The organism is Mesorhizobium sp., assembly GCF_004962925.1.
Classification (GTDB): Bacteria; Pseudomonadota; Alphaproteobacteria; order Rhizobiales; family Rhizobiaceae; genus Mesorhizobium.
The window spans coordinates 1-10,528 of sequence record NZ_SUEO01000221.1 but is presented as its reverse complement, the minus strand read 5'-3'; the positions used below and the strand labels follow the sequence as shown (position 1 = coordinate 10,528).

At 58.9% G+C, this 10,528-nt stretch carries 9 protein-coding genes and 2 pseudogenes; 3 read left to right on the top strand and 8 right to left on the bottom strand.

Features of this window, described 5'->3' with window-relative positions; translation table 11 throughout:
• The 5 genes and pseudogenes from E5W87_RS29660 to E5W87_RS29640 all read right to left on the bottom strand — a co-directional run.
• On the bottom strand, positions 1 to 422 hold a 422-nt coding region (locus E5W87_RS29660; protein ID WP_292405714.1), incomplete at its 3' end, for a hypothetical protein.
• Between the two features lie 889 nt (positions 423 to 1,311).
• Complete coding sequence (locus tag E5W87_RS29655; RefSeq protein ID WP_292405711.1) at positions 1,312 to 1,929, bottom strand: YdeI/OmpD-associated family protein; 618 nt, start codon at positions 1,927 to 1,929, stop codon at positions 1,312 to 1,314.
• A 16-nt stretch (positions 1,930 to 1,945) separates the two neighbouring features.
• Positions 1,946 to 2,357, bottom strand: a pseudogene (locus E5W87_RS29650) (VOC family protein).
• Between the two features lie 52 nt (positions 2,358 to 2,409).
• A pseudogene (locus E5W87_RS29645) lies at positions 2,410 to 3,265 on the bottom strand (EamA family transporter).
• Positions 3,262 to 3,879: a nitroreductase family protein gene (locus E5W87_RS29640; protein WP_292405708.1), complete on the bottom strand. Its 618-nt coding sequence runs from the start codon at positions 3,877 to 3,879 to the stop codon at positions 3,262 to 3,264. Before E5W87_RS29640 ends, E5W87_RS29645 begins: the two are co-directional and overlap by 4 nt.
• Before the next feature lie 103 nt (positions 3,880 to 3,982).
• Here E5W87_RS29640 and E5W87_RS29635 point away from each other — a divergent pair, with 103 nt between their 5' ends.
• From E5W87_RS29635 to E5W87_RS29625, 3 genes are all read left to right on the top strand, one after another.
• Positions 3,983 to 4,897 carry a LysR family transcriptional regulator gene (locus E5W87_RS29635; RefSeq protein WP_292405705.1) on the top strand — a complete coding sequence of 305 codons (915 nt, stop codon included), beginning with the start codon at positions 3,983 to 3,985 and terminating at the stop codon, positions 4,895 to 4,897.
• A gap of 229 nt (positions 4,898 to 5,126) precedes the next feature.
• The gene (locus tag E5W87_RS29630) at positions 5,127 to 6,881 is read left to right on the top strand and encodes a tetratricopeptide repeat protein (protein WP_292405702.1); all 1,755 of its coding nucleotides are present in this window, start codon (positions 5,127 to 5,129) and stop codon (positions 6,879 to 6,881) included.
• A 389-nt stretch (positions 6,882 to 7,270) separates the two neighbouring features.
• The gene (locus tag E5W87_RS29625; RefSeq protein ID WP_292405695.1) at positions 7,271 to 7,468 is read left to right on the top strand and encodes a DUF2934 domain-containing protein; all 198 of its coding nucleotides are present in this window, start codon (positions 7,271 to 7,273) and stop codon (positions 7,466 to 7,468) included.
• A gap of 60 nt (positions 7,469 to 7,528) precedes the next feature.
• Here E5W87_RS29625 and E5W87_RS29620 read toward each other — a convergent pair whose 3' ends face one another.
• The 3 genes from E5W87_RS29620 to E5W87_RS29610 form a co-directional block, all read right to left on the bottom strand.
• Complete coding sequence (locus E5W87_RS29620) at positions 7,529 to 8,194, bottom strand: DUF1254 domain-containing protein (RefSeq protein WP_292405692.1); 666 nt, start codon at positions 8,192 to 8,194, stop codon at positions 7,529 to 7,531.
• 64 nt (positions 8,195 to 8,258) lie between these two features.
• The gene (locus E5W87_RS29615; protein WP_292405690.1) at positions 8,259 to 9,794 is read right to left on the bottom strand and encodes a DUF1254 domain-containing protein; all 1,536 of its coding nucleotides are present in this window, start codon (positions 9,792 to 9,794) and stop codon (positions 8,259 to 8,261) included.
• Between the two features lie 15 nt (positions 9,795 to 9,809).
• A complete protein-coding gene (locus E5W87_RS29610; RefSeq protein ID WP_292405686.1) occupies positions 9,810 to 10,079 on the bottom strand; it encodes a hypothetical protein in 270 nt (89 codons plus the stop codon).
• Between the last annotated feature and the right edge of the window lie 449 nt (positions 10,080 to 10,528).

The following is a 10,528-nucleotide window of genomic DNA, read 5'->3' as shown; positions in this document are numbered from 1 at the left end:
GCCATGAACGAGGGATGAAAATTGTTCCCGTCTTGCAGCATCCGGAGCGCGGCGCCGATAGCGCCGGTCAGCACGCCGACGGCCGCCAGCCCTCCAACAGCCCAGAGCCAGTCGCCGCCATTCATCCGGCGAAGCCACAGCCGCTCGCCCAATGAACCCAGCCTTCCTGGACGCCGTTCTCGATACAACAGCAGAGCAGCCGTGAGAAGCAGGGGGCCAAAAAGGACGATGCTTGCGGCCAAGAACCACATCACCACAGTCTCAGCCCCGGTGGCGGAGACGAACGCCGGGACGGCTACCCGCGTTGTCAGGAACAGCAGCACGGCACCCACCCCGAACAGCGCAGCAGAGCCGCCCAGGCCCAGCGGAGGAACCCGATTAGGCTCCGTCCCTTGGCGCCTTTCAAAACCGTTGGCTGTCAATGGCCATTCTCCCGCCCGTACGCCGAACGATTAAGTTAAGCCGTGCCACGACGTGGCATCGGCTTGAACGCGTAGGTAGCGCTCACAGCCATTGCGTGACCAGGCCCACGACAATGAGCATTGCACCGCTTAATGAGAGCAAGGTTAGCAGTGGATGTTCGGCCTGCATAATCCGCCGCACATCGTGCCGATGCGAAGGCGGGCATGAGCATGGCCCTACTGATGCCGCGCGAGCCGGTCCATGAGTGCGTTTGCTTCGGCCAACCTAGCCAGCGCTTGCTCGACTTTCTGCGCCGAGGCGTCCGTACGATCGATGTGCCTCACCATTTGCCGCCTCAGCCGCGCAAGCCTTGTGGCGCGATATACGTCGCCGAATCTTGCAGTTCAAGGTGGAGGGTCGCTAGCCTCATGGGCGACGATTCCAATTATCTAGCAGTAGAATTCGCGAATCCGCCTTTCGTTCCGATGTCCGACCTTACGCTCGCAAAGGGCTGGCCGGAGGGCCGCGACGAAATGAGAGGCCGAATCACGTGAGGTCGGGCGAAAAACCGCTGCGCAGCGGAGTCTGGGAGCCAAGAGGGCAAATGGTGGCAGCCATTGCCGTAGCCTCGCCACAGGGTTGGGTCAGTTCGGTTTTAGCCGCCACCTTGGCCCCCCGCGATCAATGTTCTACAGGGGTTGTGGTGGGGCAGCTTTGCGCTGGGTCAAAATGTGGGGCGAACGACGCGGTTGAATATCGGCTCACGCCCCTAAGCGGTAGCTCGTTCGCGCTCGCCCGAATTCACGCTAATGACCCGAAGGCGACGCCCACACGTCAGATTCTGAATGACAGCTCTGCGCCTGATATCGGTCGTTCGAAGTAACGGTCGCCTTGCGCAAAAGCAGCTATTCATTTGGCATATTTCCAGAAGCGCCCTTTGCCCTCGATTATCCACGATAGCGACTCCTCGATCCGCTTGACGCGCGTTCCATCAGTTTTAGCCTCGCCGATCCAGATATTATATTCCTTTTGAAACGAAGCCGACTTGCTGTCGAAAATCGTCTTGATCTCGGGCTTGGCAGCGAGCGCCGCAGCGAAAGCGGCAGGTATTTCTACCTCCTTGGGGTCTTTAGACTTTCGCGGCGGGACTTTCACGCCGCGGTCGTTGAGCGACATCGCTTCCTTTATCCAAGCAATTAGCTCGAAGTCGGCGGGCAGGTCGCCAAGGCTCGCAAGGTTGCCCATGAAGCGCTTCGCGGCGGCCAATTCTGTATTCCGCCTGAGCCGCACATCGGCCATCAGAGAGTCCTTCCAGAAGCTGAAAGAGCAGTGCTTGTTGTAAGCCGCGAAGATGCACATCATTTCGCCCCTGTAGTCAAAATGGGGAATTCCCCATTTGACCTCCTCAACGACTTCCGGGCAGGTCGCGTGTATGAGGCCGCGCAGGTGCGCAAGGATTGGCTTGGCGAAGTCTTTAGCCTGTTCAGCGTAAGCATCGACCTTGGCATTGTGGTTTGGCGCGGCCATCTTCGATAAAATCTTTTTATACAGCGCCAGGTGCGCCGGACATGTCCATCCACATCGCTTCCCAGACATGACCGTCGGGATCGGCCAAATTGCGGTTATACATGAAGCCAAGGTCCTGCTTGAGGTTGATGTCTGCTGTCCCGCCATTGGCCAATGCAACTTTGTTCATGGCGTCCACAGCATCTCGGCTGTCACATGACAGTCGCCAGCATAACTTCGCTCGACGTCGCTGGTGGAATGGGTCGGCTCGTGAAGGTCTGCCATTTCGCATGGGTCAGGAGCATCACGTTGATGCTCTCTGAGACAACCATGCAGGCCGCCGTGTCATCACTAAATTGCGGATTGCTCGTGAAACCGATGGCTTCGTAGAATGCCCTCGACTTCGCCAGATCGGCAACCGGCAGGTTCACAAAAATCATTCTGGACATTCCTCGTCTCCTTCTTAGGTGTGGTGTGCGCAGCCCGTGTTGACGTTGCGGTTTAAGCCGAACTGCTAGTCGTGCGTTGCGCTAGCCAGATACTGCAGGTGACAAAGCCGAAGCCGGCGATTTGAGGCCAAGACAGCGTTTGGTCGAGGAACACCCATCCAAGCAATACGGCCTTTACCGGGCTGAGGAAAAGCAAGAATGACACCGCTGCGGATTCCAGTCTCGCTACGCCCCGGAACCAAAGGACGTAAGTCATGGCCGCACCAATCAGTCCGAGCCATGCCAACCCAAGCAGGTTGGTCCCGGTCGGGAGTGGGATGGATGGCTCAAAAGCCAGAGCTATCGGGACAAGGAGGAGACCGCCGGCAGTCAGCTGCCATGCTGTGAACGTGAGAGGTGATACGGGCTGTTCCCATCTTCGGCTCAATACCGTCCCGATGCCATTGAGGCGGCTCCCGCCAGACCAGCTAAAACGCCAACTACATCGAGAGCTGCATGAGGGGTCAGCACCAACAGGGCAACACCCCCGATCCCTACAAGAGCGGCGAGGACCGAGAAGGGGCGAACTGGGCTGCCAAGAAAGACAGAAGCGAGGAAAACCACTATCAACGGTTGAACCGACAGCACCGTCGCGGCTACTCCGCCCGGAAGACGGTAAGCCGCAACGAAGAGCATGCTCAGGAAGATCGAGATGTTAAGCGCCCCAAGGGCGAAACCGCGCAGCCACCAGATGCCGCTGGGAGCTGCCGAACGACCGCCAGCAGCAGCAAGCCGGCAGGTAAGGCGCGCAGCATGGCGACCGTCATCGGGGAAAAGCCCAGCAGGAAGTGGGTGGTGACGATATAGGTGCTGCCCCATATCACCGGCGAAATTGCCGTCAGGAGCAGATCGGAAGCAGTCGTTTTCATGAAAGCTCCAGAACCTCGGTAAGCGGGCGGCGGGGCTTTTGCGGCCAATTTCCGGGCAAGGAGCGACCGATCGCGACGAGCATCACTGGCACTTCATTCGGGCCGAGGCCAAACTCACGCGAAACGCCGTCGGTATCGAAACCACCTATTGGACAGGAGACAAGGCCCAGCGCTTCGGCTGCAAAAATCAGAGTTGCAGCGCCAAGAGCTGCTGAGCGCACGGCTTCATCGCGGGCTGTCTGTGGATCGTCATATTGTACGCGGGCGCCTTCCTGCCAACCCGAAGCCATGTCCGACGGCATGAAGCCGGCTTCCACAAAAGGATGCAGCCTTGCGGCGAGAGAAGCGTGGTCCGGCAGCACGCCACATATGATGAAGGTCACCGCCGCGGCTTGCACCTTGGCTTGGCCATGGGCGAGACGGCGCAATCGTGCCTTTGCTTCAGGCGCCCGCACCGCGATGAAGCGCCAGTTCTGAAGGTTGTAGGCGCTCGGCGCGCGCGTTGCCAGGCGCGTCAATTCCGCGATCTCGGCATCCGTTAGAATATGCGAGTCCTCGAACAGATTGGCTGAAACGCGCTGTTCGATAAGCGCAATTGTAGAATTGATCGTCATGCTATTCCAAATTGAGATGTTGATCTTAAGAGCCTAAACAATTTACTGGAGTAGGATAATGTGCGATTTTTGAAAGATATTGTTTACTAAGGGAGAATAATTGATGGATCGCCTGACCGCCTTGCAGGTCTTCCGGCACGTGGCGGAACTGAATAGTTTTGCCGAGGCCGGACGGCGGCTGGGTCTCTCTCCTCCCGCGATCAGCAAGAATGTCGCCGAGTTGGAGGCGCATCTGGGCGTGCGGCTCATCAACCGGACGACCCGGCGTATGGCCCTGACCGAGGAAGGCAGAATCTATCTGGAGTATATCACACACGGGCTCGATGCGCTGGCCAGGGCGGACCAGATCCTGCGCCCCATCAAAACGGCACCGAGCGGCTCCTTGCGGGTCAGCGCGCCGATGACGGTGACGTTAACGCGGCTTTCGGCTGTTATTCCCGAGTTTCTATCACGCTATCCCGATTTGAAACTCGATCTGCATCTTGACGACAGGCGCGTCGATATCGTCCGGGATGGTTTTGACCTTGCCGTTCGCGGCAGCGACAATCTTGAGGATTCCAGCCTGGTCGCGAGAAAGCTTGCGGTCATGCCGCATGTACTCTGCGCGGCTCCATCTTATTTTGAGAAGCATGGCCGACCCAAGACGCCTTCCGATTTGAAGCTGGTCAACTGCATCCGGTTCAGCCTCTCGGGGCATGCGGACATGTGGGAGTTCCACAAGGACGGCCGCAGCGAGCGGATTGCCATCGGCGGACGATATTCGGTCTCGTCGAGCCTTGCCGTGCGCGATGCACTGCGCGCGGGCTTCGGCGTCAGCCTGATCCCCTATCCCTATGTCGAGAGCGACCTGAAAGCAGGCCGGCTGCAATCGGCCCTGGATGACTGGGAAAAGGTCGAAACCACGCTGTATGCGGTCTATCCGGCACGGCAACATCTTGCCCCGAAAATCCGTGTCTTTCTTGATTTCCTGATCGAGGAATTTGCCCGGGACAACGGTGTTCATGCTTCTTCGACGTGAGCCCTCAGCGAGCTCTGGTTCGCAAAAGACATGGCGGCTATCTCAATAACTTTTATGCTGGTCGTTGGAGCTGCAGGGTGGGCAGTAGCGCGAGGGTCGGGTCCAGGCGGCCAAAGGGATCTGGTGAGTTGATCGCTGCTGGCGCCGGCACTGCACGCTCGCATTCGAGGTAGGACTAGAATACGCTCGTTGCCCGAGCTTCGACCTATCGAAGAGGCAGGACACAAGCATGGAGCGACGCCTCACCGCAATCCTTGCTGCCGACGTGGTCGGCTACAGCCGCCTCATGGGAGCCGACGAGGGTGGCACGCTTGCGCAGCTGAAGAGGCTTCGCGCCGAAGTGATCGAGCCCAAGATCACAGAGTTGCACGGACGCATCGTCGGTTCCGCTGGCGACAGCCTTCTTGTCGAATTTGCCAGCGCAGTCCACGCGGTGCAGTGCGCGGTCGAAGCCCAGGAGGGATTGGCCGCTCACAATGCAAGTTTGCCCGAAGACAAGCGCATGATTTTCCGCATGGGCGTGAATTTGGGCGACGTGATTGCAGAGGACGACACGATCTACGGTGATGGTGTGAACATCGCCGCGCGGCTCGAGAAGCTTGCAGAACCTGGCGGCGTCTGCGTCGCGAGCAACGTCTACGAGCAGGTCAAAGGCAAACTAGACTATGCCTACACCGACCTCGGTAGCCATCAGGTCCACAACATCGTGGAGGCGGTGCGCGCCTATCGGGTCACTCGAGCAAAACCCACTTCGGCATTCTCGACAAGGGATACGCTGACGCTTCCCGAAAAACCGTCCATCGCGGTCTTGCCATTCGACAACCTAAGTGGCGACCCCGAGCAGGGCTACTTCGCTGACGGCATGGTGGAGGAGATCATCACCGCGCTGTCCCGGACGCGCTGGCTGTTCGTCATCGCGCGCAACTCGAGCTTTACCTACAAGGGCCGGGCAGTGGACATTAAGCAGGTTGGACGCGAGCTTGGTGTGCGCTACGTGCTTGAAGGGAGCGTGCGCAAGGCGGCGAGCAGGGTGCGCATCACCGGGCAGCTTATCGATGCGACAACGGGTGCACATCTATGGGCCGACCGTTTCGACGGCGGGCTGGAGGATGTTTTTGACCTGCAGGAGGAAGTGACCCGGAGCGTCGTCGGAGCGATCGCTCCGAAGCTGGAACAGGCAGAGATCGAGCGGGCCAAGCGCAAGCCGACCGAGCACCTTGACGCTTACGACTACTATCTGCGCGGGATAGCAAGCCTCCACCAGTTGACCAGGGAATCCACCGCAAACGCCTTCCAGTTGTTTTACAAAGCCATCGAACTCGACCCTGAATTCGCCTCGGCATACGGCATGGCCGCCTGGTGTGCCGTCATGCGCAAGGCGAACGGTTGGATGACGGATCGCAAGCAAGAAACCGCCGAGACGGAACGCCTGGCTCTGAAGGCAGTGGATTTGGGCAAGGATGACGCGGTTGCGCTCTCACGCGGCGGGAGCGCGCTCGCCTTCGTCGTGGGCGACAACAATAGCGGGGCAGCGTTCATTGATCGCGCGCTTGCGCTCAATCCGAACCTGGCTACTGCGTGGCTATTCAGCGGCTGGGTCAGAGCCGACCTCGGCGACACGGAAACCTCACTCCAGCACCTGGCGACTGCGATACGCATGAGTCCAGTCGACCCGCTCATGTTCGATATGCAGAATGCGGTTGCAGTGGCTCATCTCTTCGCTGGTCGATTTGAGGAGGCATCATCTTGGGCTGAAAGGTCGTTGCGGGAAAAGCCGGACTTTTTGCCGTCGTTGCGCTTTGCGGCTGCAAGCTATGCTCACGCCGGCCGAACCGAGGATGCGCAAAAGGTGGTGAGCCGAATTCTCGCCCTCGATCCTAGCCAACGAATTTCCGATCTCGCCGACGTCGTTGCAATCAGGCAGCGTGCGGCCGATATGGCTCTGCTTTCAGAAGGTTTGCGAAAGGCGGGGCTGCCGGAATAGCGCTGCCAGGCTGGCGCATCGATCGCGGTTTAGTAGTTAAAACGCGGGCAGCTTGCTCTTCACCGAGAAGGGGCTTGTGGTCGAACTGGCGCAGGCCCCGATCTCGGCATTCCGTTCGAGGGGACGAGAGGGCCATTGAACGGTAAGCGTCCGGCCTGAGGCGTCTTTCGGTTGGGCGAACGTCACACGAAGATGGTGTCCACTTGGCGGGATAATGGACATTTACTGATGTTGCTAGATGAGAGAGATGCCCTGTCGGTTCGGAAGGTCCGACAGCGGTTAGCTTTCGGATGCCCTAAGACTCCGCGCCGCCGCATCGAGTGCCAGCGGATCGTCGCCGAGGCGGTCGATGAGGTCTTGAGCTTGGTCGCCGGTGATGCCTGTTCTCATTGCCAGCGCTTCCGCTGCCTCCACATCCGATTGACCAACGGCGCGCTTGCCTTTCTTCCTTCGGCTTTGGGTCTGCGCGGGAGCTGGTACGCCGCGCATATGAAATCTGGGAACGAGAAGGCCAAACGCACGGTCTGCACGAGCGCCACTGGAATCAGGCGACGTTTGAGCCGAATGCGTTCGTGTTTGTCGTCTGACATAGTGGTTCCTCCTTGGGGCTTTCACCCAACGCGAAGGAGCGTCGGAACGATCCGACCCTACGGGCCGATTTCGGGCAGTTTGTCGCGTTCTGCATATGGATAGATACGCAACTGCGCGACGAGCGCCTTGGCCTTGGAGGCATCGGGGTCGAGGCCACGTTGGCCCGACCAGACATTGTTCGTCGGCGACCGCAGCACGAAATAGCCTTCCGGGTTCAGGTCCGGATCATTGGGACCAAGGACGAGGAATTTTCCGCCCTTGCCCTTCTCCGGCCCGGTCTGGCCGGTGTCACTCAGCGGCCGCTGCCAGAAGTCAAGAATTCCGCCGGCGATTGGACCCGGTGGGATCTCGAACACAAGTGGCCCGGTCTTCGCCAGATCGGGAAAGGCCATCGTGTAGGGGGTTGTTGCATTGGCTGTAAGGATCCCGAGCTTGTCCTTGAAATCGAGGTAGTCGACGTAGTCGAGTTCGCCCGCACCGAAGATTTCGCGCTGCTGCCGCTGCCATTCCGCCATCGCGACATAGGGGAGCGCCCAGAGATAGGCCTGCGTGGCCCGCTGGAAATCCATGTCGTCGAACAGCTTCGTCACCGTTTCATCCGACGGGAAGCCGTTGATGACCTCCAGCTTGCCGAGCCGTGAGTCGATCACGCCGGTGGTCGGCAACTCCTGCGAGAGTGCGGTCGATGTGAACAGCGCAGCAAAGGCGACAAATACGGTCATTATCCTCATGGCATTTCCTCCAGCGAAGGCAGTTCTTGTTACAGTGCAGGGTTCGAGGCGCGGTTCAGTTGACGACCTCTTCGAAGTCCCCCGGCTTCCAGCTCTTGTCGAACCATGGCTCCAGCGGGCCATAGAGGCGCAGCAGCGTGTTCCAGCTTTTTCCTGATACGGTCTGGACCCAATTGCTCTCCTTTCCGGCAGGTGCCGTCGGTCCGAAATAGAGGTCCACCGATCCGTCGGGGTTCGCTTGGAGACCCTTGCTCTGGCTTCCTATGCTTGGGAACTGTTGATCTGTTTGCAGCATGGATCGCGTCTGGCCATCATAGACGACGATCGACCAGAAGGTTTTCACCGGCGGGTTGGCTGGAATGTTGAGCTTGTAGGTCTTGCCGCCGTCGAGGTAATCGCCCTGCGAGTCGCGGAAATTTGCCGCGTATTGCGACCCCACCCCCACCATCTTCATCGCCATGGCCGGCGTGATGCCGGTCGCATAATAGAACATGCGCGTGCGCGCATCGAGATTTCGCGCGCCGCCCATAAGGAACTCATGGCTGCCGCCAAGGAAGCCTACCTCCCAATAGCTGTTCGGGTAGAGATAGAAAGCCTTGTCCCGGTTGGCCGCCAGGATTGACCGTGCGGTGGCGTTGCCCACCGCCGCCGCTTCAGCGAGGATTTTCGTCATTCGCTCATCCGGCGCGAACCGCTTGCCCTTTTCTATCCCGATTGAGGCCAGCAGGCCGAGTGTCTCCGGGTCGAGGGCCTCGTTGGGCTCCTCTTGAACGATAGTGTTGATCTCGTCATAGAATCGGATGTTGTTCGCGTGGATGGTGTTGAACGCCTTGCCGGAGGCATTGACGAATTTCGTCTCGGGCGGATTGACGGCGTCAGCCAGCGGGTATTGCCGCCAAAGCTTGTTGAAATTCTCCGTGGCCGGTTTCGTGTCACCGTCCACCAGAAAACCGCGCGCAAAAAGCCAATTGCCGAACGTCGGCGAGTGGGCGACGAAGTAGCCCTCGGGGATTTCGCCTTTATAGCCCGGTGGCACGATCAGGAACTTGCCACCCTTGCCCTTGTCCGGACCGGCATTGCCCATGTCAGTGACGTAGTGGAACCAGAAATCATCCACAAAGGCGAGAATGTTGGGTGGCGTCTCGATCACCATCGGCCCGTTCTTCAGGTCGATCCACCCGAACAGATAGACGGTCTCCGTGTTCGCCGTCAGATAGAGCGACTTCGAATCCATCAGCGTTTCGAAGACGGCGACGGTTTGATTGTCGACGCCAATGCTGTGCAGCCCCTTGCGCACCGCGTAGAGCGATGCTCCCGGCATGGCGTTCAGGAACACTTCGACGCCCCGCATGAAGTCGAGGTTGTCGTAGACCTTCTCGACGGTGGCCTCATCCGGCATTCCGTCAAAGAATTTCAGCGTTCCAAGCCGCGTTTCAACCGAGTCAGGTGTCGTGATCTCCTGGGGAATCTCAGTTGCCATCTTCGGCTTCCCGCTCTGTGCGAGAAGCGCTGTGGGCGCGATCGCAAGGATGACCACGGCAAAGCCGCACGCCAGCGCTTGTCGTACGATCGATCGTCTACTGATTTTCATGCTGCTTCTCCCGCTTTAGGGGGCAATTTCGCTGTGGGGATTACTACGTCCCGCGATCGCGACGTTCCGCGGGACGTCTTTGGGTTCGTATATGTCTGCAGCAGCCGAGGCGTAGATCGCCTCGTAGTCATCGACCATGCGGGACGCGTTAAAGCGCTCCTCGAACCTGCGCCTTACCTGGCGCCGGTCGAGCGAACCGGGCCGTTTAATGGCGGCGACCGCATCGTCGATAGTGAGGCGCGGCGGGACCGATTCGTCTAGGGGCACGACCTGAGCAATTCTCATGTCTTCCGGCTTTCGGTGAGGACCGGGGAGGGCTGACTGAACTTACCGCGCGGAGGGCCGTGGAGGGAATGTAAGTTACGTGGTTGGCTGGGTAAGTCAGCTATGTCGATCAAGAGATCGCCCGTTCTGTTCGGTCCGATCTAAGACGTTATGCCACCTCCGATTCTCACGAAGGAAGAAGCAAATCGATGATAATCGCGAAGGATGCCGGCGAAGATTCGGGCTCGACTTATTGAAAGAGCGGATTTCCATATGGAGGAGTGACTTTCGAATTTCCCAACACAGTAAATTACCTTCCACGTGGTGAGGAAATGGGCCCAGCGCTCAAGTCTTATGCAAGGATAAGAAGATGGCAGAAGAACCGGACCCGAATCCGACTGCTGAAGCTTCCTGAAAAAAGGAGATGATGAAACGACTTCTAATCGCATCGGCAATGATGGCCCTGTCAA

Bases quoted from the DNA above. Each gene is read 5' to 3' on its own strand.
- E5W87_RS29655 (WP_292405711.1), bottom strand. From the start codon at position 1,929: ATGGCCGCGCCAAACCACAATGCCAAGGTCGATGCTTACGCTGAACAG.
- E5W87_RS29640 (WP_292405708.1), bottom strand. From the start codon at position 3,879: ATGACGATCAATTCTACAATTGCGCTTATCGAACAGCGCGTTTCAGCC.
- E5W87_RS29635 (WP_292405705.1), top strand. From the start codon at position 3,983: ATGGATCGCCTGACCGCCTTGCAGGTCTTCCGGCACGTGGCGGAACTG.
- E5W87_RS29630 (WP_292405702.1), top strand. From the start codon at position 5,127: ATGGAGCGACGCCTCACCGCAATCCTTGCTGCCGACGTGGTCGGCTAC.
- E5W87_RS29620 (WP_292405692.1), bottom strand. From the start codon at position 8,194: ATGACCGTATTTGTCGCCTTTGCTGCGCTGTTCACATCGACCGCACTC.
- E5W87_RS29615 (WP_292405690.1), bottom strand. From the start codon at position 9,794: ATGAAAATCAGTAGACGATCGATCGTACGACAAGCGCTGGCGTGCGGC.
- E5W87_RS29610 (WP_292405686.1), bottom strand. From the start codon at position 10,079: ATGAGAATTGCTCAGGTCGTGCCCCTAGACGAATCGGTCCCGCCGCGC.